The organism is Cyclobacterium lianum, from assembly GCF_900143075.1.
Taxonomy (GTDB): Bacteria; Bacteroidota; Bacteroidia; order Cytophagales; family Cyclobacteriaceae; genus Cyclobacterium; species Cyclobacterium lianum.
Window position 1 is genome coordinate 469,514 of sequence record NZ_FRCY01000001.1, and the last position, 24,220, is coordinate 493,733.

Genomic DNA, 24,220 nt, shown 5'->3' on the forward strand with positions numbered 1-24,220 from the left:
CAGCTGGAGGCAATGAATTGGGATATCAGCATCATTGGCTTTAGCCAAAATTTTTCCCGGGAAGCATTTGTGCCCCAAACCCACCCCGATTTTGGAAAAAGCCGGGAGGTTGGGGAAAACCATCTATATGGTATGGGGCAATATCCCAATGATGGGAGATTGCTTTTTTATTGTATGTATTTATCCTTTAGTTTCATCATTACAATAACAGGGTTGTCCTCGGGTTCGATTTTTCCTACACCGGGGATCTCTATGGTTTTGCCTTCATTGCTGTGCCAGGGAAGGACAATATCCACCAGGTAATTTTCATGCAAAACTTCATGGTTAACAGCGTAATAATAAGAACTCAGGTAAACCTTTTCCGGATAATTGGTTAAATCATTAATGATATCCCGTGTATGGAAGGTCTGATTGGTATTTTTGAAGTGAATATAGAGGTTCAGTTGGTTTCTTCCGGCCGTTTTGAAATAGTAAGTAAGGGCAGTAATATTCGAATCGTAAATATTTAGCACCGGGAAAGATGCCAGGCCCTTCGTTTGATCACCTGCATACAAATATTCCTGTTGTTCTTTGGTGCTATTTAGTCCTATGGAATGGTCTATTCCATAATTACCGAAATCTACAGTCAATACCGGTTCAGCCTGCATGTCCGAAAGCCGAAAAAATGTGTTGTTATACATTAGCGAAATAAAAATGTCTCCCTGCTTGTTAGTGGTAAAACTTTCGGAATTTGGGGAAAACGTGGATCCTTCGGTTATTATGTGCTTATCAAAAAGCGAATTTTGTATTTTTCCACCCTTCACAACCAGGATATCTGCATTGGTAATTTTGCTTCCTATGGTATTTTCCTGCTGTTGGGCAGAAAAATAGTAAATATCCTTATCCTTTTCTTTTCTCATCGTATTGGCAAAAGGAAGGGATATCTCCTGTTCATTCAAATATTCAAAGGTTATGTTTTCGTATTGAATAATGCGTGATTTCTCCCCTCTGTAATCAAACACTTCAATGTATTCCTCCTCCTCATCTACTAAAACCTGATACAATATGCCGTATTCATCGGGACCTGATCCGTGCTTACTGAGTTTGGAAACAAATTTGCCTTTCTTATCAAATACAAAAACGGCCTTTAAATCCCTGTCCACAGCATAGATGTATTTGTTCTTGATAATGATCTCCCGCGTACGCGCCATCAAGCTATTTTTATTGGTCTCAAGAGGAATATAAGTTACCGAATCCACCAATGCTGACAAGAGAACGGACTGATCTGCCTCATGTGGATTTATGGTCAAAGTATTATCTGCTAATGGCTCTTTTTCCCCGCATGTTTTCAAAAAAAAAAGAGCCGTAACGACGAGTATTAAATTGAGGAAACTTTTCATTGGAAAAATATTTGAGAAAAATCAGATCATCTTTGGAGCCTCAATTTTATAGTATTGAGAAGCAATTTTAGTTAATGATTCACCTGGCAGATATATTGAATGAATGACTGCTTTTGGCTACGATAAGGAACATCCATCGATCTCAAATTAAGTCTTTTTTTATCTTAAATCATACTTTATCAGACCAAGGTCTTTGTCAATAAACGCAGCTGCGTAAAGTATTTGGTTTTCCTCATCTATGGCAATGGACCTTACCAGGTGATCCAAAGTGAGTTTTTTGACGGGATTACCCTTCCAGTCGAATACATAGACGATATTTGCAAGTGCGGGATCTATGAATTCCGTAGCGGATCTGAGGTTGCCACTGTACAGCGCATAGATGTACTTTTCGGATGTAGCCCCGCTTACAAAGCAATATTTAGCATCCTCGCCGGATACAGCTCTTACCATTCCTCCGGATTCTTCAGTTTCAATTTGTTCACTGCTCCAACCTTTAAAGTCCTCTACCAGGGACAAATTGCCGTCGGAGTAATCTAAAATTGTAAAAGCTTCTGATGCCCTCTCCAACCTAACAGCTTTCCTATTGAGAGGATTGGGAAAAATAAGGCATTGGTTGGACATATATGTTCCCTGTTCATATTCTCCAAAACTGGAGAAATAATCATCTTCTAACCGGTAAAGGCCAAAGCGTTTCTTGAACATGGCTCCGATAACAAAACCACTGGATATGGTGCTTTCGATTAATATATCATCCTGGGGATCGATCTTTAGGCGGTACAAAGGATTTGGGTTACCGTTGTTTTTCATACTGTCCACACTATATGCATAATAAAATGGAAAGTTAGAAAGATATACGAGATGGTTCGCAGCGTCATAGGATGCTCGGGTATAATCAGTTTGTAACTCCTTAGGTCCGTCACCAATCTGACCCAGTTTGGTTATTTCACCTGAATTAAGATTAAAAACTTTGAAATAATGAGTCAGATCTTTATCACGGATGATTAGCACTCCCTCCGCATAGGTCATCTCCCACATCTGTGTAAAATAAATCTCATCGTTTTCATTTATTTCTATCGAAGTTCCTTTGATAGAAAGAGAAGCAGTATTTGTAAAAAGATCAGTCATAAGAGGACCTTGTTCAATTTCCTTTTTGCAGCCTATTATAAAAGTAGAAATGATCATACAGGCGGATACTCCCAGAAAAGTATACGTATGTCGCATAAATCAAATGAGGTAAAGGACACAATTTGAAAAGGAGACGGAATCAAATTGCCCCTGCTCCAAACTAAGTTAATTTAGTAGAGGGGTTAAGAGATAGCGGTCCTCCTATTAAAGTTTTAATTCAATAAATATATGTAATTTTATGAAATAAAATATTAAAATGCTGTATAAATTAGTTATCAGCTTTAATTGATCTTTGAGGACGTGACCAATGATTGTGATTAAATTCAAGTAGGTGTGTTTGTTTAAGATTTTGGCTAAAGCCGCCAGCCTATTGAAGGGGACTGGTCCATGATTATTGATCAAAAGCAATAGTGAGTGCCCTACTGATCAATTGCCTCCTGCTTTAGCTGGTGGCAATTAATTGAATTGTTAACATCATTGGCTTTAGCCAAAATTTTTCCCGGGAAGCATCTGTGGCCCAAATCCTCCCCAATTTCGGCTAAAGCCGGGGTTTATGAAATCTCATTCTAAGGATGGGGCTAAAGCCGCCATCCTATTGAGGAAAGAATGCAAATCAATTATTACTCAATTGCCCACTGCTTCAGCTGTGGGCAATAAAAGGGCACGGCACCTATTGGCTTTAGCCAAACCCTATATCGGCAAGGAATTAGTTTCCGAAATTCCCAATTCCTTCCCCAATTTTGGCTGAAGCCGGGCTTTGGGGTCTCAATCAAAAAGATGGGGCTAAAGCTGCCATCCTATTGAAGGGGACAGTTCAAAGATTATTGATCAAAAGCAATAGTGAGTGCCCTACTGATCAATTGCCCACTGCTTTAGCTGGGGGCAATTGATGGGCTTATCAGCATCATTGGCTTTAGCCAAAATTTTCCCCGGGAAGCATTTGTGCCCCAAAACCATCCCAATTTTGGCTAAAGCCGGGGTTTATGAAATCTCATTCTAAGGATGGGGCTAAAGCCGCCATCCTATTGAGGAAAGAATGCCAATCAATTATTACTCAATTGCCCACTGCTTCAGCTGTGGGCAATAAAGGGGCACTGCACCTATTGGCTTTAGCCAAACACTATATCGGCAAGGAATTAGTTTCCGAATTTCCCAAAACTTTCCCCAGTTTTGGCTGAAGCCGGGAGATTGGGGTCTCAATCAATAAGATGGGGTTAAAGCCGCCATCCTATTGAAGGGGCAGTTCAAAGATTATTGATCAAAAACAATAGACAGGACCGTACTGATCAATTGCCTCCTGCTTCAGCTGGGGGCAATTATTTGGATTGTTAACATCATTGGCTTTAGCCAAAATTTCCCCCGGGAAGCATTTGTGCCCCAAAACCATCCCAATTTCGGCTAAAGCCGGGATTTATGGAATCTTATTGAAGGGAATGGGCTAAAGCCGCATTCCTATTGAGAAGAGAATTGGAATCAATTATTACTCAATTGCCCACTGCTTTAGCTGTGGGTAAAAAAGAGGCAATACACTTTCTGGCTTTAGCCAAAATTTCATCCATGAAGCTCTTGATTACAATTTTTACGGGTATTTCCTAAAGCCACCGTCCCGTTTTTGGGATGCTAGCGATTGAGTTTTCGGCCATGCTGTCTATTTATAACCTAATCTTCCCCCAATATCGTCGGCTTGCTTTGGGCTTTGGATTGCTTGATCCGGTAGTTCAGGGTCAGGTTGATTTGCCTTCTTCTGGGCAGGATATCCCCTTCGGTCAGGAAGCCAGGCCCCTCAAAAATATACCGGTTTCTGCGGGAATTGAACACATCCATTACATTCAGAATGAGCGTTCCACGTCCTTTCATGATGTCCTTACTCGCAGAAATATCCAGATAAGCGATGGCCTTCTGTACCCCCTGGGCTACCCTTCTGCGACCTTCATAATTTCCCCGGAGCTGCAGGTCCAGCCCATTCTGCAAAGTGAAGCGGGAGGTTAGCCGGGTAAACCAGCTATAGGTATCGGCCGTGTAGGTGTCCAGAATATTGCTGCCATCTACTTTGGCATAGAAAAAGTTAAAATTGGCATCCAGCTTCCACCAGTCCACGGGGTAATAATCTGTAGTGAACTCAAAGCCCATGGACTGTTCGCCTACTATATTATAGGGCAGGGTGATGGCATTTCCTTCCTCATCCACACTCCGGATCCGCTCGATTTTGTCCTCCGTATCCCGGTAATACAGGGTGGAGAAAACAGAGCCTTTGTCCATGTATTTGATGTGCCCGAGTTCGAAAGCGTCCGTGTATTCCGGATTCAGATCCGGGTTGCCACTAAAGAAATTCCTGGCATCGGAAAAGGTCATAAAGGGACTGAGATCGTTGTAAACAGGTCGTCGGATCCTGCGGCTGTAACTGACTTGCAGGGCATCATCCGCGCTGATGTTGTAGGTCAGGTGGGCTGAAGGAAACAGGTTAGCGTAATCCCGGGGGTTGACCTCATTGGTTTTTACAAGGGTGGTGCTTACATCGGTGTATTCCGCCCTAATACCTCCCTGATAGGAAAACTTATTGCTCTTATTGCCCAGAATGGCGTAAGCGGCATGGATGTTTTCGTCATATAGAAAAATATCGTCCAGACCGGGCAGGGGTACCATGTCCCCGGACTCCGCTCTTTCGCTGACAATAAAATCATTTTCCATATTCCGGATACTGCTGCGTATGCCGGTTTCAAAATTTCCTTCACTGCCGATAGGTTTGGTATAGTCCAATTGTAGCAGCCATTGCCTGTCAAATTCATCGTTGATAGAGGTTTGATACAGGGAGCCGCCTGGAATGGGCGTTCCATCAGGGAAGTAGGCATCCTGGGTATACACCTGATCGGAGTTTTCCCAATAGTCCAGGTAGGTAATGGCCGTACTCAGCACATGGCCTTTCTGGTCAAAGCTTCGCTTATAGGTCAGGTTGAACTCCGAATTGGGTTCCTTTTCATCTTCATCCTGTGTCCGGAGGGTGTAACTGTCCAGAGTGGGAGCTGCTGCGGAGGGGTAATCATTATAACGGATATTGGTCAGGCGCCTGGCATCACTCCTTCTCCAAAGATAGGAACCGGTAAGGATGCTGTTTTCATTGAAAAAATAGTCCAGGCCTGCCCGAATATTATTGTTCAAACCATTCACAGTACCTGTAGTGGTCTGGTGAGAATAAAAGCTGGTATCTGCATTGCTGACTTGCTGCCGGATGGTGCCTTCCCTGGGCACCCGGCGGTATGCTACGCCATAGTTGACAAACCAGTTGATTTTTTTGTGGCGGTAGTTCAGGTTAGCAGCAAGGCCGAAATTGTGGGGATTTCCGGTGATTCCTTCAAAGGAGGCGTTGAACCCCTGATTGTTTTCTTTTTTAAGAATGATGTTGATCACACCGGCCATGCCTTCCGCCTCATAGCGGGCTGAAGGGTTGGTGATGACTTCCACTGTCTCGATCATACTGGCAGGTAGCTGTTGCAGGCCACTGCTGCCCTTAAAGCTGACCAGGCCGGAAGGCTTTCCATCTACCAGGATCCGTACATTGCTGGATCCCCTCAGGCTTACTCCCCCTTCCGGATCCACATTTATGGAGGGCAGGTTCATCAGGATATCGGAGGCTGTTCCTCCTGCGTTGGCCAGGTCCTTGCCCACATTAAAGATGCGTTTGTCCAGCGACAGCTCCATAAGTGTCTTTTCACCCTGTACCACCACTTCCTCCAGATTTTCGGTATCGGCTTCCATTTCGAGGGTCCCCAGATTGACGTTGCGGTTACCCCTGTTGATAGTAAGGTCATTGATTTCCAGAGGTAGGTAGCCCATAAACTCTATAAGCACATCAAATTCTCCTTCCGGAAGATCCAGGTCAAAGCTCCCTTCCTCGGTGGTAATGCCACCATTCACCAGTTTTCTTTCCGCGCTTTCGCCCGCAAATACGCTGACTGTGGCGAAGCCGAGTGGAACATTTCCTTCACTGTCGATGACTTTTCCCCGAACCCCGCCGAAATTATCAGACTGGGCAAAAAGCGGGCAGGCAGCTAAAAAAAACAGGGCAGATAGGTAAATTTTTTTCATGGGTTATGTTCTTCAATGTCTGGGAAAACACAAAGATAAAAATACAATAGGTAGAAAAGTTGAATTTTTACAGGAAAGCCAATAGAAGTACATCAAAGGAGTTCAATTTTTGTAACTTCTCACGGCTTTAAACTTTGGGAAAGTTAAGCAGCTGAAGGCATTTTTCTTATCGGTAGGAATTTCAAGCCAGCATCGGAAGAACTGGCTTCAAAAGCGGAAAATTATATTTTTTTATTTTGATAGAATAGACTAGATTAGTTGGCTCAATTGTTTTGATATTTCCTGATATTACGCCTTTTATGAACCTTCGATTTTACCATTATCTTTTTCTCCCAGCGATCCTTATTTTCTGGTCTTGTTCATCCGGAAATCCGAAATTGGAAGAACAGATTCCCATGGACGAAGCCGCACTGGAAAGCGGCGAAAACCTATTTGATACCCACTGCAGCAGCTGCCATGGGTTTGAACAGGACGGTATTGGTCCCCACCTGGGTGGTATCACCCGGGAACAGTCCTTAGATTGGCTCCGCCGCTTTATCAAAAACCCCACTGAGGTCATCGAAAGCGGGGATGAGCGGGCCAAAGCTGTCTTTGAGCAATACAATACCTACATGCCGGCTTTTGGCTACCTGGAGGAGCAGGAAATCGATGCGATCATCGCCTACATGCACCAGTTTCCGGCCCCGGAGGAGGTAGAAGGTGCACGGGCTGACTCCATTTTAAACCCCATTCCTGAAGCCATTCCCCTTTCTGACCTCGTGGTAGAACTGGAATGGATCAGCACCATCCCGGCCTCTTCGGAAAACAAACCCCGAACCCGAATTGCCAAAATGGACTACCACCCGGTAACAGGCGACTTGTACATCATGGACCTACGGGGCAAAATGTACCGCATGGAGGGGGAAGAAACCGAAGTGTACCTGGACATGCAGCAGGAAATGCCTGAATTTATCAATGAACCCGGCCTGGCAACCGGCTTTGGCAGCTTTGCCTTTCACCCGGATTTTGGCAATAACGGACTATTTTACACCAGCCATACCGAAAAACCGGGAACCGCTCCGGCAGATTTTGCCTACGGAGACAGCATCAAATCTACACTGCAATGGGTAGTGACAGAATGGAAAACCGGACAACCCCTACAGGTACCCTTGGAGGCAGAAACCAGGGAGCTTTTCCGGATAGACATGGTGACAGGCATTCACGGTATGCAGGAGCTGACCTTCAATCCACTTGCAGCAAAAGGAGACCCGGATTACGGCCTGCTGTACATTGGCGTCGGTGATGGCGGAAGCGTGGGGGCGGGCCATGCCTGGGTTCCGCATGGGGCAAATCAGGCATGGGGAGCGATCTTCCGTATTGATCCATCAGGAAATAACAGTAGTAACGGAAATTACGGAATTCCCACAGACAACCCCTTTGTCGGTCAGGAGGAAGCGCTGGATGAAATTTATGCCCATGGCTTTCGCAATGCGCATCGAATCACCTGGACATCCGATGGAAAAATGCTCGCCACAAATATCGGACAGGGTCAGATCGAATCGCTGTACATCGTACAACCAGGGGATGACTATGGCTGGCCTGTCCGGGAGGGGCCTTTTGTGATCGAACCGGAAATGGACCTGAACCAGGTTTTTCCCTTGCCAGAAAATGATGCCGAAATGGGTTATATCTACCCGGTGGCCATGTATGACCATGACGAGGGCAATGCCATCTCCGGAGGGTACGAATATCAGGGGTCAGAAATTCCCGAATTGCAGGGTAAATATTTTTTTGGCGACATTGTCCATGGCCGACTGTTTTACGTGGAGACAGCCGATCTGGAGCGGGGCAGTCAGGCTCCGATATACGAATGGCAGGTGAGCTATGAGGGTGTTTCCAAACCCCTTTCTGAGTTGTCAGGTAGTAACCGGGTGGATTTGCGGTTGGCGAGGGACAGGTCCGGAGAGATGTACCTTTTTACCAAAGCCGATGGTAAGGTATACCGGATGACAGGAACATTATCAGAGGGTCTATGATGAATTACCAGCGGAGAGAAGTGCTCAAAAGCATGGCCTGCCTGGGAGCCATGGCGGCAGTTTTGCCAGGTTACGGGTTTGATGGAAAAAAACTTCCCATATTGCCCATCGGAGCCTGCGACTGGTCCATAGGCAAAACCTCCGACACGGCAGCCTTTTCCCTGGCCCGTGAAATCGGGCTTGACGGTCTGCAGGTGAGCCTGGGTACGGCACAGAATGACATGCACTTGAGGCAGAAGCCTGTTCAGCAGGCCTTTTTGGAAGCTTCGCGGGAAAACAAGGTGGCCATTGCCAGTCTGGCTATCGGTGAACTGAACCGGATACCCTATAAATCGGCTCCGGAGACCGTGGCCTGGGTAAACGATAGTATTGATGTGGCCAGAAATCTGGGTTGTACCAATATCCTGCTGGCTTTTTTTGGTGAGGGAGATTTGCGGGAGGATCCGGAAGGGCAGAAGGAAGTAGTGCGGAGACTCCGGGAAGTAGCCCCCAAAGCAGAAAGGTCTGGTGTGAACCTGGCTATTGAGTCCTGGCTGAGTGCCGGAGATCACCTGAGGCTGATCGAAGCCATTGGCTCTCCCAATGTGAAGGTTTATTATGATGTGGCCAATGCTACGGAGATGGGGTATGATATCTTCAGGGAAATCGAACTGCTGGGAACCAAACACATTTGCGAAATCCATTTTAAGGAAAATGGCAACCTCCTGGGGCAGGGTAAGGTAGATTTTGAACGGGTAAAGCGCACACTGGAAAAGATTGGTTACGAAAACTGGATCATCATGGAAGGAGCGCTTCCCAAAGGGGCCGAAATTTTGCCGGCTTACCAACAGAATCTGAGGTTTGTCAGAGAACTTATAAAAAGCTAGAATGATGAAAATTGCTGCGACCCCAGTCCTCCTTTTTTTGTTTTGCATGCAGTCCTGTGGGCCGGGCGCCGGTGAGGACGCAGCCTTGCTATTTGTACCGGATGGTCTGGAAGTCACCTTATGGGCCAGCAGTCCCCTTTTTCAGAATCCCACCAACATGGATGTCGATGCCAGGGGCAGACTATGGGTTACCGAGGCGGTCAATTACCGGGATTTTCGCAATGCTGACGGGCACCTGGTGCGGGAATCCGGTGACCGGGTAGTGATCTTGGAGGACAGCAACGGAGATGGTCAGGCAGACAGTTCCAGGGTATTTGTCCAGGATGAAGATTTGCGCAGTCCACTGGGCATAGCGGTGGTAGGCAATCAGGTTATTGTTTCCTGCTCTCCCAATGTGATCGTGTACACGGATGCCGACGGGGATGATGTTCCGGATAGCAAAGAAATCTTTCTGACCGGATTTGGCGGAAAGGACCATGACCATGGCCTGCATGCCGGCCAGCTTGGGCCTGATGGCAAATGGTATTTCATTACCGGAAATGCCGGTCCGCATCATGTACGGGACAAAGATGGCTGGACCCTTCGCTCGGGAAGTGTGTACAACGAATATACTCCTTACAGTACCGAGAACTTGCCGGCTCAGGTAAGCGATGATGGTAATGTTTACACCGGGGGCCTGATCATTCGGCTCAACCCCGATGGAACCGGTATGGAGGTGATGTCCCATAATTTCCGCAACGCCTACGAGGTTTTTGTGGATTCTTTTGGCAACATGTGGCAAAGTGATAATGACGATCAAACAGCCTCCTGCCGAACCACCTGGCTGATGGAAGGGAGCAATGCGGGCTTTTTCAGCGAGCAGGGGGACCGTACCTGGCAGGCAGACCGCAGACCCGGTCAGACCATTGCCGAGGCACACTGGCACCAACATGACCCGGGAGTTTTGCCTGCAGGAGATATCTATGGTGCCGGATCCCCCACAGGAATGCTGCGCATAGAAGGAGACGAGCTGGGCGAAGCGCACCGTGGCCTGCTGCTCGCTGCCGATGCCGGTAGAAATATCATTTTCGGCTACCATCCCAGGCCAGATGGGTCCGGATACTCCCTGGCAGACAGGCAGAATTTTATCGCTTCGGTAGACGTAGATAATGCAGGCTATATCTGGCATCAGGTGGAAGCAGATACCAGCAAATGGTTTCGCCCCAGTGACGTAACCCTCGGAACAGATGGTTCCCTATTTGTGGCCGACTGGTATGATCCCATCGTGGGCGGACACCAGATGAGGGACAAGGTGGGCCAGGGAAAAATCTACCGGATCACCAAAAAGGGCAGGGACTATACCAATCCGAAAATTGATTATGCCACTGTTTCAGGCCAGGTGGAGGCATTGCGCAATCCAGCCGTGCATGTACGGGCTCAGGCGGCGAAGTTATTACGGGAGCAAGGCGCATCGGCAATTCCAGCATTGGAAAGCCTGCTGGAAGATCCCAATCCTTTTTACCAGGCCAGGGCAATATGGGTACTTGCCGGGATGGGAAGAGCAGGCATTCAAAAAATACAGCCCTTTCTTTCCCATCAGAATGCCGAGCTGGCACTCACTACGGTCCGTGCCCTGGCGGCTTTTGCTCCCCAATCCTTGCCTTCCCTAGCCGAATCCCTCCTGCCTGATGCAAGTCCCATGGTCCTCAGGGAGCTGGCGATTTTACTTCGCCATTTGGATGATAAGGAAACGAAAAGCATTTATGCCAGGCTGATCGAAGCGTATGACGGAGAGGATCCCTGGTACCGGAATGCCCTGGGTATTGGCCTGCGAGGGCGGGAGAAAGAGGTGTTCGCCAGGGAATGGGCAGATGTGGATCCGCTGGAATGGAGTTCTGCTCAGGCCTCGCTGGTATGGGAAATGCATCCGGAGGCAGCGATCCCGGCGCTCGCCGTGCGGGTGGGGAGTAAAACGCTGGGCATAGAAGAAAGAATGCAGGCCCTGGAAACGCTCGCCTTTATCCCTGATAGGAAGTCTGTCGCAGTATTTTTGGATTTGGCAGATGGAGAAGGAGCACTCACTGAAAGAGCAGCCTGGTGGCTGCAGTTCAGAAAATACAACGAATGGCAGGCCTTTCTGGAAGATTGGGAGCCTCCTCTGGATAAGCTGCCCGCCGGTCAACCCGGTCTTTTGGCTTCCCTGGCCATTTTCAACGACAGTCTTGCCAGCGACAATCAGCGTCAGCAAGCGAAATCCGATCTTGCCGAAAATTCTGACGGCAGGCTGCATCTGGCCTTGCTGGCAGCGAAGGGCAATATCCCGGACTCCCTGAAAGCGCAGCTTGTACTGGAATGGTCTGATGAACGCCGTCCGGCTGTGAGGAGCCTGCTGGCCCGGTTTTTTGGAAATACAGGAGAGATGCAGGAGGGAGTCGTAAACGGGCTGGAGGGAGACGCAGCGGCTGGTAAAGTGCTGGCTGCCCAAAACTGCCTTGCCTGTCACCGTATCGGTGAATCCGGCAATGAAATCGGCCCTCATTTGGTAGGCATTCGCCAGAAGATGGATGGACCTACTTTGGTAAATGCCATCGTTCAGCCGGATGCAGCCATAGGGTTTGGATATGAATCCTGGTTGGTCCGCTTGAAAAACGGAGCAATGCTGTATGGATTGCTGCAGTCGAACGGTCCGGTGGTGACCGTTTTGACCAGTCAGGGACAGCGCTTTGTGGTTCCGGCCTCCGAGGTAGCCGAAAAGCGCCAGGTACCGGTCAGTCTGATGCCCAGACCGGCCGAAATGGATCTTTCTCCTCAGGATATTGCCGACATCCGCAGCTACCTGATGCAGGGAGATAGCTAAAAACCTTGTACACTATCGGTTTTTGGTTAATTTTGCGCCCATGGCAAAATCAGCACAACCTCAGGAAAGCAATCTGCTTAAAGATATCATTGCCCATGCCAAGGAGTATGGATTTGTGTATCCCTCTTCGGAGATTTATGACGGCCTGCAGGCAGTCTATGATTATGGGCCTTATGGGGTAGAATTGAAGAACAACCTCAAGCGTTTGTGGTGGGAGTCCATGACCCGTCTTAATGATAATATTGTGGGGCTGGATGCAGCCATTTTCATGCATCCTACTACCTGGAAGGCTTCCGGCCATGTGGATAGCTTCAACGATCCCATGGTGGACAACAAAGACAGCAAGAAGCGCTACCGTGCCGATGTACTGATTGAAGAAAAGGCGGCGCAGTACGAACAATCAGGAGAGGTAGAGAAAGGTAAGGAGCTTCTGGCGGCCATGGGCAAGTTGCTGGATGCCGAGGACTTTGCTGCCCTGAGGGACCTGATGATCAATGAGGGCATAACCTGCCCGCTAAGCGGAACGGTCAACTGGACGGAGATCCGCCAGTTTAACCTGATGTTTTCCACCCAGGTGGGATCGGTATCGGAGGATTCCTCTACGATCTACCTGCGACCTGAGACGGCACAGGGTATATTTGTTAATTTTTTAAACGTGCAGAAGACGGCACGCATGAAGGTGCCCTTTGGTATAGCCCAGATCGGCAAAGCTTTTCGAAATGAGATTGTTGCCCGGCAGTTTATTTTCCGGATGCGGGAGTTTGAGCAAATGGAAATGCAGTATTTTGTGCGGCCTGGTACGGAGCTGGAATGGTACCAGCGCTGGGCAGATACCCGTGTGAAGTGGCACCTGGCATTAGGCATTCCTGAGGAGAAGATCCGGAGGCACGACCACGACAAACTGGCCCATTATGCCAATGCAGCCCTGGATATCGAGTACCAGTTTCCCTTTGGATTCAAGGAAGTGGAAGGTATTCATTCACGTACCGATTTTGACCTGAAGGCACATCAGGATTATAGCAAGAAGAAGCAACAGTATTTTGACCCGGAAGTCAATCAGAACTATGTACCCTACGTGATCGAAACTTCCATCGGGGCCGACCGGTTGTTTTTGATGGCTCTCTGCAATGCCTATGTGGAGGAAAAATCAGAGGACAAGATACGGACCTACCTGAAGTTCCATCCGGCACTCGCTCCTGTTAAGGCGGCCATCCTGCCCCTGACCAAAAAGGACGGCTTACCGGAAAAGGGCAAGGAGATTTTTGAGCAACTGAAGTACGATTTTAATATTATATATGAGGAAGCTGCCTCCATAGGCAAGCGGTATGCCCGTCAGGACTTGATCGGAACGCCTTTTTGCATAGCCGTAGATCATCAGACCCTGGAAGACGACACCGTCACCATCCGGCACCGGGACAGCATGGTACAGGAGCGGGTAGCGATTGCCCAACTGCATGGCCGGTTGGCAGCAGCCTGTAGTTTTAAGACCGTTTTTGAAAAGATCTGATCAGACAATTTTTAGGTTTTGATCTTTTGCCAGTGCAAGCAATGCGACCATTGACCCTAAACCCCGTCATTGCGAGCGCAGTTGGTCCCTGAGCCTGTCGGACTTCGGCAAGCTCAGTCTAAAAAGGGAGCAATCCGAATCGGAGCCTAGACGTTTATTCCCGGAGAAGGGGGGTAAGGATCAGGAATACGGTTTAGTACAATTTTAGACTGCCGCGGGTGTGCCATTTGTTTTTTAAAAACCTGATGCGGAAAAGGTAAATCGGCTCCGTGATGCCTATCACATTCGGGATCAATAGCAGCTTCCGTCCGGTGGCTACCAAAAAAATGAGTTTCTGAAATAAAAAAAAAGTATTAGATTGAGCAACCGCAATACCGTCACTTATGCTGATAGATCAGTTTGACCAATTCTGGAAGTTGGCTCCAGATCCGCTGAAGGTAAGTCAATTGGTATTGTAAAACACCTAATTCTACACCCATGACGACTGTAAAGTCCTGCCTGCTGGCATTTTTCCTGCTCCAAACACTGTATGCATTTTCACAAGCTGGCAATAAAGCTGATGCGGGTCGAATGGCGGAATTGGATGCTTTCTGGAACGAAGTTTCGAGAACAGTCGCAGAAGGCGATTTTGAAGGCTATGCCCATACTTTTCATAAGGAGGCAACCCTGGTTTCCGGTATCAGCGGGGTAGCTTATCCGATTGCCAAAGCCCTGTCCGGATGGAAAAGAGACTTTGATACCACCAAATCCGGAGAAAGGAAATCATCCGTAGCATTTAGATTTAACAGAAGATTAGGAGATTCTACCACCGCCTATGAAAGTGGTATTTTCCACTATTCCTTTGAGGTGAACGGGGAGAAGCAGGGCTATTACATCCATTTTGATGGCTTGTTGGTAAAGGAGGGTACCTGGAAAATGATGATGGAATACCAAAAGAGCCCGGCGACAAAAGATGAATGGGAAGCATTGAAATGAAAAAGTGTTGCGTCCAGATTGTAGGCGGGTTCGTGGAAATCCATTTTCAATCAGCTGCTTATCAGAAATATTTTTAGCTCAATGCTGCCGGCCATTTACATGGTATGATGGGTTTAAGATTTGCCCCTTTCTCCCTTTCATTTTTCCGGATAACAAGTCTCTTTATTAAATTTTTAAAGTAGTTCTTCAGTATTAAATGAAAAACTTGTTTTTTAGCTAAATCATATGGTTTGCAACCTGTCTCTTAAAATACGGTAAAAATGCGCATTTCTCTTCTTAGCAAAAATCTGCTCTCCCTTGTGCCGCTTGTAGTGGCCCTAAGCTGTTCGAATCCGTTGAACAAGCAGTCTCAACAGCTTGTTTCTGCGGCAAGCCGCCCGCTGGTAATGGCCTACTACGTGCCCGAGCGTGACTACAAGCCTGAGGAAATACCTGTAGAAAAGCTTACGCATATTATTTATTCCTTCACCCATGTAATTGACGGAGAGATGAGATTCCGGAAGCCGGAGGAGTCGGGGCCAAAACTGGAGGCGCTGGTGAAACAAAAGGAGCGCAATACGGATTTGAAAGTAATGATTGCCTGCGGGGGCTGGGGAGCAGACGGATTTTCGGATATGGCCCTGACCGAAGAAAGCAGGGCAAAATTCATAGCAAGTGCTGCGGACTTTATAGAAGCGTATCAGTTGGACGGAATGGACATGGACTGGGAGTATCCGGGCATATCGGGTGCCGGAACCATGGCCAGGGAGGAAGACAAAGAGAATTTTACCGCTTTGATGAAAGGACTGCGCGAGATGCTGGACGGGTTTGATTCACCCAAACTGCTGACCTTTGCCTCGGCCGGCTGGAAACGGTATTATGACCACATCGAGCTAAATGAAGTGATGAAATATGCCGATTACACCAATGTGATGACCTATGACCAGGTATCGGGAGTTTCCAAGTATACGGGTCACCACACTCCACTGGGAGAGGTAAGGAGTGAAGATATTGCGGGCACGCCTTTCCATGATTACCTGGATAGCTTGTACCAGACCGGAGCCAATAAGGATCCGGACCCACGTTCAGCCGAAAAAATAGTGAATTTCCTTATCGATGAAGGGGCTGATCCCAAACAGATTGTCATTGGGAGTGCATTTTATGGTCGGGTTTGGAAAGGCGTTCCGCCGGAGAATAACGGTCTGTACCAGTTGGCCAAGGGAATTCATATCGGCTGGATGGCCTACCATCAGATTCGGGACAGGTATGAACCGGACAGCAACTTTCAGCGCTACTGGGATGAGCTGGCCAAAGCGCCGTACATGTACAATGCTACAGACAGTCTGATGGTATCCTATGACGATACGGTTTCTGTGCGCCTAAAAACCGAATACGTGCGGGAGAAAGGACTGGGTGGTATCATGTTCTGGGAATTGGGCAATGACACCAAAGAAGAAGGGAGCTTACTGGATGCCATTGATAAGGCGGCCCTGAAATAGGCTGGATGCTTTTTAATGCCGGGGTTTTGGTAGTGTTTATCGTGGGTAAAGGAATTTAGGAATAGCGGTTTTTTGTCCATGGCCGGGGTGAACTTTTGGCGTGATTCCGGTATAGGTTGTGGTGGTTTGGGTTTATGTAGTGTATTTCTTCTTGTTTTGATATCCAATTAGGCCCAGTAGTAACCCATTAGGTCCTGCGAAGACCTTCACTGTGGGTATACCGCCAGAAATCCGTACCTGAGGCATAGGGTATTAGGCCTTCCTACTCCTAATTTTCCGGTACTTAGTTGGAAAATTAGATTCAAACAGCAAATATTAAGATTTGAAATACAAAAAATAGTATTTTAATAATGGTTATTAATGAAATCATTTGTATATTTGGTTTTCGGATTCTGATGCCCGAAAAGGCTATTTTAAGATTGATCATTTTCGGTTCAGAATTTATGGGGAGGAGTATTGGATTTTATCACTTGATTATTTCCAAGACCGTTTCCATGTTATTAGATAGTCGTGAAGTCATTTGAAAGATTTGAATGGATGAGATGGATTCATTCGGAGAAAAGGTGGTTTCTTGTTGCCTCTGGAAAATTGTAAAATGGGCCGCATCTGGAAGAGAAAAAATACAACAGTTGCCTACCTTTTTTTCGAAATACAAGTCAGCCCCTTATAATGTTTCATGGATTTTATTTACTCCTTCAGCTCACAGGCCAGGTGAGCGAAGGTAAACCATCTCCTAGATTTGCGTACAAATCTATCGTTATTAGAAATAGACGGCATGATGTCAAAAATTAAATTCAGATACCTTGATTTCGTACACTATAGGTGCTTGTTCAGTCAAAATTAAGAAGGAGTGTGTCCTGATATTTATTTTTAGGCTGCCTGTCAATTTTGCAAAAATGAAGGTGTGTAAAAAGGAGGATCAATGCTAGTCGTTTCTTTTGCAAACGTATGGTCTAAACTAAGGAATAGTTAAAAAACATCACTTGACAAATTATGGTACGCCTGTCAATCATCACTATCAACTTCAATAATGCGCTGGGTTTGCGAGAAACGATAGAGAGTATAGTAAACCAAACCTTTACTGGATTTGAATATATAGTTATCGATGGTGGTTCAACTGATGGGAGTGTCGAAGTCATCAGGGAGTATGCCGATAAAATAACATATTGGGTTTCGGAACCAGATAGGGGTATTTACAATGCAATGAATAAAGGTGTTGTAAAAGCCGAAGGAGAATACCTGCAATTTCTTAATTCAGGAGATTGTTTGGTAAATGGGCAAATTCTTGAAAAGGTATTTTCAAATAATTATATTGAAGATATTTTGTATGGAGATGCCAATAATGTATTTGAGGATGGGACTTTCGAGGTACGTGTTGCAGGTAACGAGGAAGAGATCACACTTGCCTATCTCATTAAATTTGGTTTGTCTCATCAGGCCTCTTTTTTTCGCAGGGATCTCTTTTCTTCAGGTCTATATGATGAAAAATTAAAGATTGTATCAGATTGGAAATTTTTCATTGAAAAAATCGTTTTTGAAAACTGCTCCATAAAAAAGCTAGGTTTTGCGACAATAGACTTTGAAATGTCGGGGATTAGTAACCAAGTCAGTCAATTTAATTCCCAGAATGACGAACGAGAAAAAGCGTTAAATCAACTATTGCCAGAAAGAATTGCCAGAGACTATCAAGATTTTCTTCTAATATCGGGTTCACCTTTATTAAAGCATATGACGTTTCTCAACGGTAGAAATCGACTTCATAATCTATCGGCAAGTATAGTTGGTTTTGCTATTAGTATATACAAGCTGTTTAAGCCGAAAAACAAAAAATAGTATTTTATACAAAATTTATTTATTGAAAGATGTCGGTGTAGTATTTTCTCTGGTAATAGTATCCGATTTGATCGATCCAAAAGTTCAAAAAAAGGATATCTGCCAAATAATTATTTTAAAATAGTGAATATTTTATAGAATCTATTTATTTCTATTGTGACGTATATTTAAGAGATAAATGTCAGGAAAAATTGCGATTTTGTCGCTTGATCAAGATTTTTGATAGTAAAGTTGCTGCTTTTGAAAATTGGAAATTGGTATTGATTAAAAGGTAAATTGGTCCACTATAAAAGTAATAACATGATTAAGGCCATCCTATCGAATAGAATTTTTAAAAACTTTTCGATTTTAACAGGCACAAATATTTTTATCCAGCTGATATCTATATTGACTAGTATCCGGCTTACCAGGCTTTTGCAGCCTGAAGGATATGGATTGTACAACTTAATGATGGTTGAAATCGGGATATTTTCTATTGTCGCTGTTTATGGATTGAGATTGGTAATTGTGAGGTATGTAGCCAGGAATAAATCTCATTCCAGATATGTTTTTGACGTGTCAAACCGGATCCGGTTGGTCACCACTCTAATTGCCATATTATGCCTTGTCACCTACAATTTGTTAATAAATGAAGTTCAATTCACTTCCTACATGGTTTTCATCTTATCCATGTGTGTTTTTTTTCAATCGTCATGGGATTCGATTGAAAGTATAGCATTTGGAAACGAGAAAATGGCTGCTTCCGGGTATATCAACCTTTTGTTTACCACATTATGGGTTGCTTCAATATTCATTATACCCAAAGCAAATTTCAATATTGAGGTATTGTTTACGGTATTTGCGGTCATTCAGCTGTTGAAAACGATTACATTCTATCTTTGGTTCAATTGGGAAATCCCTCGATTAAAGGAACCGATAGATGTAGACCCGGGCATCAATTATTCCTTCTTTATTCGTCAGAGTAATTACTATTTTATATTGGCAATTTTTTCGACCATCCAATCTCAGATTCCAGTTCTATTGCTGAATCAAAATTCAACTTTAGAGCAAGTCGGCGTATTTAATCTCGGATACCGTATTTTATCACCGCTTTCAATGGTTCTAAACACTGCGCTGGTGTCGCTCTATCCTTCACTTGCCCGGCTGGCTTTTGAAAACAAGGAGCTGTTTACCAAGAATATAAAGATCTTGATCAATCTTTTAGCAGTAATTGGCATCGCAGCCTGCCTTTGCTTTACGCTTTTCAGCGAAGAGGTAGTTTTGCTCATGTTCGGTAAGGCCTACCTGGGTTCCGTAAAGGTTATTTTAATACAATGTTGGTTTACCTTGTTATTCGGTATTTTCAGTACAATTGGTACCGTTCTTAGTTCATTTGACAGACAACGACAGCTTGCGGTTTTGTCTATCGTCCACGGTGTTTTGGCAATACCAGTTCTCTATATTGGCACCAAATATGGAGCAATTGGTTTAGCCTGGGCCTTTGTAATTTCAGGTTGTATAAATATGACCTATCATTGGGTGATTTTTAGTAGGTTACTTTCTCCCTATTTGAACATGGGTTACTCGGTTAAGTTGTTTTCATTATTGGCGATTACAGCCGTTTTTTCTTTGTTTGTTCCCTTTGAATTTGGTATTGGTGTCAAATTTCTGGCTTTTGTAAGTATAGCGATTATAGCGGGTTCCTACATTAAAAAGAAGGTCGAAACCATGTTAAAATCTTAGAATCCTAAAGTGATCCATTCTGTCCGTTCAATTACCTGTGCTGATACCTATTTTAAATGTAAACATTTATGAAAGTTTCAATCATTTGCTATAATCATTTCGATGCCACAATCTCTCTTGGCAAATATTTAGCGAAAATCTACCCAGATACCGTGATAGAATTTATTTTTATTTTATCCCATGATAGATTGAATGTTGAAATTATAGATCTTGAAGGGTTTAAATTAGGCTATGGTTTCATTCCGGAATCACAGGTGTCTGATATGATTTCTAAGGAGGTACTATCCTACATACACCCCATCCAATTGAAGGTATTTCTGTTTAACAGTATAAAAATAATCGATGTTCGTAATATTAGGTTATTGCTGAGTTTGAAAAGACATATTGTTTCGGAAAAATACGATTTGTTGCATTTTGTTGGAAATAATCCCTGGATAATAATGTTGAATTTTTTGCTTAATGATGTACCAAAAGTTCATACCATTCACGAACCCTATCCTTTTGAAAAATATCCGCAGTATCATCTCTTTAAATTTAAATCTTTTATTCGACTAGCGCTTTATTCAAGTAATCATGTAACTGTTCCATCTAAAGTATCCTATAACAGGCTTAGAGAAAATTATAAGGTGTCGGAGGATAAAGTCAGTATTATCCCCTTTGGGGCCTTGGAAGTTTTCCGGGAGTTTTTGGAAAAGGAGCAGAGTAAAAATCCCAAATTGGTGCTGTTTTACGGAAATATATCGAACTATAAGGGGGTTGATGTTTTGATTTCTGCGATTAAAACTGTGGGTAGCATCAGGTCGGATATTCAGTTTATTATCGCTGGTGCCGGTGAATTTCACTATGATACCTCCGGGATCGGTAAAAATTTGCGTGTATTGAATAGACACTTATCCAATAGGGAAATTGCGGAATTGAACGAGTCTGCCAGCCTGGTAGTATGCCCGTATTTAAGCGCCTCTCAAAGTGGTGTCGTAATGACTTCTTTTGCTTTTGGTAATCCGATATTAGCTACTAATGTAGGGGCATTGCCGGAAATGGTTGAGAATAATGTGACGGGGATGATAATTGCGCCTGGCAATGCCGCAGATTTATCCCATGCCATAGTCGATTTGTTTCAGAATCAAACTAAGCTTCAATATCTGCGGGACAATGTCCTCAAAAGAAATGAGGATTCCGACAATAGTTGGTCCAGCATAAGCAGGAAAACGTACAGACTATACCAACGCATACTCTTATCCAAACAATGATAATTGCCATTTTTCTGTCAGAATTTTACCTAAATTATCAGGATTGAAAGGCTGGAAGCGCTAAACGCTCCACAACCCCGAAGCTTTCACCACGATCTCATTGATATTTTCCGAATCATTTAGGTCTAAGCGTTTCAATTGAAACATATCAGAATGGATGGTATTGTAGCCTGGCTTAACCGTTAATCCGCACTGAAAACCTGCCTCCTTGGCAAATTTGATTTCACGTTCTGTGTAATCGCCATTGGGGTAAGCCAGGGAACAAATTTTGAAACCGTAATCCTGTTCAAGTATTGCTTTTGATTCGGTGATTTCCCTACGGGATTCCTGATCGTCTGCTTGCGGCAGACATGGATGAAACACGGTATGGGCCTGCATGTCTACAAATCTACTCATTTCGATGACCTGGGCCTTGCTCAATGATTGGGGAGCTTCAAATTCTTTGTCTTTCAGAAATCCGGTCCTCTCCAGATACTTCCATTTTACTGCTGACCGCATTTTTTTCAGCTCGCTATCAGATAGTTTTCTTTGTTGATGGAGGAACCAATAATGCCGGTTGGTATTGATGATGCCCGAGCATAAAAATATAGTGGGAAAAATCGCGTGCTTTTTAAAGATCTCCAGCAAGTTGTAATTGTTTCGGTGTCCATCGTCAAATGTGATCACCATGGCTTTGGGAGGAAGGATTTGGGGATCCTGGCTTAAACAAGCTTCCAGGTAAAGACTCAGCGGAATGATATTGTAGTGCCGGCTCAAAAAATCAAAAGCTTTCGTTGCCGCAGCAAGCGAAGGGTCGTGGAAAACCAAAATGGTCACTTTATTTTTCTGCCAGATCTCCCTGATCAAAAACGGAATGCCGGTATACCGCAAAACCAAAAAAATCAGTTTTTTTACCAGATTTTTCACTTTGTGTTCATTTAGCCTAAAAGAGACATTTATTTTTTGCAAATCATGTTTTCGCTACTGAAGTAACAAAACTTTTACCGGCCCTTATCAGGGAGATCAGATATGGCCTAAGGTTTTCCGCTACGATTTTTTCCCAGTGATGGTCCCTCATCTGTTGTCTGATTTCCTCGGGATGATAGCGTTCCAGGCGCTGATCCAGAAGCTGGAGCCCGGATTTCACTGCTTCTACAGTATCTTGTATCAATACCCCGTTTTTGTCATTGACGATCTTGACGTTTTCATTGGTAGCAGTAGCAATCACCGCCAGCCCGGAAAGCAGGTATTCGTAGGTTTTTGTGGGCGGCTGGTCCTGGTAATAATCTGTGATGGGAATAAATGAAACACCTATGTTGCTCTTTCTAAAATAGTGGTGCAACTGGTCGTTGTGAACATACCCCTCTGTGGAAATGACCTCCTGAAGTTGGTTTTTTCGGACGTACTCCTTAATCTCCTCCAGTTCACTCCCGGGGCCATCTCCCACGATGGTAAAGTGGATGGGTTTGGGTGTTGGTTTCTTCAGCAGTTCCAGGTAAAACTGATGAAAGCCCTTGACAAAAGTGATCATGTTGCGATTTTCCAATGTGCCAACATACAGCATGTACAGTCCATCTTTCTGTTTGTTTTCTGTAGAAAAGCATTCTCCTCCCAGGGGCAAAAGGTGGGTACGCTTGAAGCCCATATTCTCGGACAGGTTTTCGTTGATAATACTGACATTTTTAAAAGTTTTGCATTCTGCGAGGAGTACTAAATCCTGAAATCGATTTTTCAGGGGATTTGTTGAATCTGTAGCCGTTCGGATATCCACATTAAAGACCCCCGAAGCGTTCAGCAGCCTAATGATGGAGCAGCCCATAAAATAAACCAGGAATATCAGGTCATAGGAATGGTTTCGGATTTCCTTGTGAACAGCACCTAAAAATCGCAAGTACCTTGACAGTTTATTTCCCGATCGGGAAATGTACTTTATTTCTATTCCCTCCTGGCTTATTTTAGGGAGCCCATAATCCCAGGACAAATGGGTGATTTCAAATTGTTTTTTCAGGTAAACCGTATATTTGTACGGATCTACGTGGTACCCGTATTGTTCCCGATTTACAATTAAAAGCTTTCTTCTTGCCTGATAATCCATCGTCTGTTAAAAATTAATGCTGCCCGTTTATATGCCTTGTCTGATGCTTTACCTATAAAAGTGATTCTATTGATGTTAATGCCGTTTTACCAACTTTTCCAATAAAGTTTTTTACGATATCACATTATCGCGATACCATACCCATTGCTCAGGAATGGGTTGAAAAAAGCAATTTGTACTCGAAGATCAGATCAATCCCACTTGAGTTATCGTTCCGCATTTTTTATATTGTGAAATACATTTTTACAAATGTAAAATAATTTAAAAGATTTATCAATGATATCGAATAAAATTAATATTCTGAAATCGAAAAACCAATGTTATTAAAAACCGGGTGTTTCCTTACTGCTAACTCTTTTATATTGGAGCGGTGTTTTGGCAGTTCCATATTACCGGAGATTCCCACGGCTTCCATCGCTCAAGTCCCCACTATACCCTACCGATAGTGTATTATTTAAATACCTGTAAATCAATATATTGAAAAACAAACACTATTATCCTTATTTGTGTATTTTCTAAATGCTTAGCCTACCGGTGACGAAATTGAATGAAGTATTTTTTATAAAGATGAATCCCTAAAAAGTCTGTTAAATAACGAAGAGGTAATTTTAAATACGGATAGAGCGCAGGCCCGACAAAAAACCGAGGTGCGCAGGAGGCCTGTGGGAGGAAGGATTTTTTTGTCTTGATTTTTTGGTATCTTTTTTATCAAAGCCTGCCCCGAGCAGCGAAGCGAATCGGGGGAATAAGTACAGAGAACAATACGTTTTCTAGCTGATGTTACGGTCTAATCCTGACAAAAAACAAGAACAACCTTATATCCCCATTTATTGCAAAAAACCATTCGTCATTCCGATTTCTACATTTTTTTAAATGCCAGGTCTACCGAATAAATATTTAGTTTTACATCCCGGTTTCTTTTGCGCCCAGGCCTGATCTCAAAAATAACCGACTCCCGAAGCAAGCCCCATTTTGGTAAACTTCCCGAAAAAAATTGGAGGAAATTATGTGATTTTTTTTTACATTAGTTGGGTTAAAGCAACTGATAACCAGTAAATAATAAACCCCTCCTGAGCC

14 protein-coding genes are annotated in these 24,220 nt (G+C 44.5%); 9 read left to right on the forward strand and 5 right to left on the reverse strand.

The genetic code is table 11. The features are described from left to right. Window positions 1-167: 167 nt before the first annotated feature. The 3 genes from BUB19_RS01875 to BUB19_RS01895 all read right to left on the reverse strand — a co-directional run bounded on the left by BUB19_RS01875 (window position 168) and on the right by BUB19_RS01895 (window position 6,587). Complete coding sequence (locus BUB19_RS01875; protein ID WP_073090869.1) at window positions 168-1,379, reverse strand: 6-bladed beta-propeller; 1,212 nt, start codon at window positions 1,377-1,379, stop codon at window positions 168-170. A gap of 159 nt (window positions 1,380-1,538) precedes the next feature. Further along, window positions 1,539-2,504 (reverse strand): BF3164 family lipoprotein, encoded by a 966-nt coding sequence (locus BUB19_RS01880; RefSeq protein ID WP_178371420.1) that lies wholly within the window; start codon window positions 2,502-2,504, stop codon window positions 1,539-1,541. A 1,659-nt stretch (window positions 2,505-4,163) separates the two neighbouring features. Then, entirely contained in the window at window positions 4,164-6,587 is a 2,424-nt protein-coding gene (locus BUB19_RS01895; protein WP_073090885.1) for a TonB-dependent receptor, read from the reverse strand. 299 nt (window positions 6,588-6,886) lie between these two features. On the opposite strand from BUB19_RS01895, the gene BUB19_RS01900 reads away from it, so the two are divergent. From BUB19_RS01900 to BUB19_RS01945, 9 genes are all read left to right on the forward strand, one after another. Beyond that, entirely contained in the window at window positions 6,887-8,602 is a 1,716-nt protein-coding gene (locus BUB19_RS01900; protein ID WP_073090888.1) for a PQQ-dependent sugar dehydrogenase, read from the forward strand. Continuing rightward, window positions 8,599-9,468, forward strand: a complete 870-nt coding sequence (locus tag BUB19_RS01905; protein ID WP_073090892.1) for a sugar phosphate isomerase/epimerase family protein — start codon at window positions 8,599-8,601, stop codon at window positions 9,466-9,468. Before BUB19_RS01900 ends, BUB19_RS01905 begins: the two co-directional genes overlap by 4 nt. Before the next feature lies 1 nt (window position 9,469). Next, a complete protein-coding gene (locus BUB19_RS01910; protein ID WP_073090895.1) occupies window positions 9,470-12,304 on the forward strand; it encodes a PVC-type heme-binding CxxCH protein in 2,835 nt (944 codons plus the stop codon). A gap of 40 nt (window positions 12,305-12,344) precedes the next feature. Then, window positions 12,345-13,811 (forward strand): glycine--tRNA ligase, encoded by a 1,467-nt coding sequence (locus BUB19_RS01915; protein WP_073090897.1) that lies wholly within the window; start codon window positions 12,345-12,347, stop codon window positions 13,809-13,811. Window positions 13,812-14,288: 477 nt separating this feature from the next. Then, a complete protein-coding gene (locus BUB19_RS01920) occupies window positions 14,289-14,786 on the forward strand; it encodes a hypothetical protein (RefSeq protein ID WP_073090900.1) in 498 nt (165 codons plus the stop codon). A 260-nt stretch (window positions 14,787-15,046) separates the two neighbouring features. Next, the gene (locus BUB19_RS01925) at window positions 15,047-16,264 is read left to right on the forward strand and encodes a glycoside hydrolase family 18 protein (RefSeq protein ID WP_084096893.1); all 1,218 of its coding nucleotides are present in this window, start codon (window positions 15,047-15,049) and stop codon (window positions 16,262-16,264) included. 993 nt (window positions 16,265-17,257) lie between these two features. After that, on the forward strand, window positions 17,258-18,097 hold the full coding sequence (locus BUB19_RS01935) for a glycosyltransferase family 2 protein (RefSeq protein ID WP_073090905.1): 840 nt from the start codon (window positions 17,258-17,260) through the stop codon (window positions 18,095-18,097). A gap of 300 nt (window positions 18,098-18,397) precedes the next feature. Beyond that, on the forward strand, window positions 18,398-19,819 hold the full coding sequence (locus BUB19_RS01940; RefSeq protein WP_073090908.1) for an oligosaccharide flippase family protein: 1,422 nt from the start codon (window positions 18,398-18,400) through the stop codon (window positions 19,817-19,819). A 68-nt stretch (window positions 19,820-19,887) separates the two neighbouring features. Continuing rightward, complete coding sequence (locus tag BUB19_RS01945; protein ID WP_073090911.1) at window positions 19,888-21,069, forward strand: glycosyltransferase family 4 protein; 1,182 nt, start codon at window positions 19,888-19,890, stop codon at window positions 21,067-21,069. 60 nt (window positions 21,070-21,129) lie between these two features. On the opposite strand, the gene BUB19_RS01950 is transcribed toward BUB19_RS01945, so the two are convergent. Both BUB19_RS01950 and BUB19_RS01955 read right to left on the reverse strand, forming a co-directional pair. Continuing rightward, a complete protein-coding gene (locus tag BUB19_RS01950; RefSeq protein WP_143155882.1) occupies window positions 21,130-21,975 on the reverse strand; it encodes a polysaccharide deacetylase family protein in 846 nt (281 codons plus the stop codon). Window positions 21,976-22,018: 43 nt separating this feature from the next. Then, on the reverse strand, window positions 22,019-23,143 hold the full coding sequence (locus BUB19_RS01955; RefSeq protein WP_073090917.1) for a glycosyltransferase: 1,125 nt from the start codon (window positions 23,141-23,143) through the stop codon (window positions 22,019-22,021). Between the last annotated feature and the right edge of the window lie 1,077 nt (window positions 23,144-24,220).

Bases quoted from the DNA above. Each gene is read 5' to 3' on its own strand.
- BUB19_RS01875 (WP_073090869.1), bottom strand. From the start codon at position 1,379: ATGAAAAGTTTCCTCAATTTAATACTCGTCGTTACGGCTCTTTTTTTT.
- BUB19_RS01880 (WP_178371420.1), bottom strand. From the start codon at position 2,504: ATGACTGATCTTTTTACAAATACTGCTTCTCTTTCTATCAAAGGAACT.
- BUB19_RS01895 (WP_073090885.1), bottom strand. From the start codon at position 6,587: ATGAAAAAAATTTACCTATCTGCCCTGTTTTTTTTAGCTGCCTGCCCG.
- BUB19_RS01900 (WP_073090888.1), top strand. From the start codon at position 6,887: ATGAACCTTCGATTTTACCATTATCTTTTTCTCCCAGCGATCCTTATT.
- BUB19_RS01905 (WP_073090892.1), top strand. From the start codon at position 8,599: ATGATGAATTACCAGCGGAGAGAAGTGCTCAAAAGCATGGCCTGCCTG.
- BUB19_RS01910 (WP_073090895.1), top strand. From the start codon at position 9,470: ATGATGAAAATTGCTGCGACCCCAGTCCTCCTTTTTTTGTTTTGCATG.
- BUB19_RS01915 (WP_073090897.1), top strand. From the start codon at position 12,345: ATGGCAAAATCAGCACAACCTCAGGAAAGCAATCTGCTTAAAGATATC.
- BUB19_RS01920 (WP_073090900.1), top strand. From the start codon at position 14,289: ATGACGACTGTAAAGTCCTGCCTGCTGGCATTTTTCCTGCTCCAAACA.
- BUB19_RS01925 (WP_084096893.1), top strand. From the start codon at position 15,047: ATGCGCATTTCTCTTCTTAGCAAAAATCTGCTCTCCCTTGTGCCGCTT.
- BUB19_RS01935 (WP_073090905.1), top strand. From the start codon at position 17,258: ATGGTACGCCTGTCAATCATCACTATCAACTTCAATAATGCGCTGGGT.
- BUB19_RS01940 (WP_073090908.1), top strand. From the start codon at position 18,398: ATGATTAAGGCCATCCTATCGAATAGAATTTTTAAAAACTTTTCGATT.
- BUB19_RS01945 (WP_073090911.1), top strand. From the start codon at position 19,888: ATGAAAGTTTCAATCATTTGCTATAATCATTTCGATGCCACAATCTCT.
- BUB19_RS01955 (WP_073090917.1), bottom strand. From the start codon at position 23,143: ATGGATTATCAGGCAAGAAGAAAGCTTTTAATTGTAAATCGGGAACAA.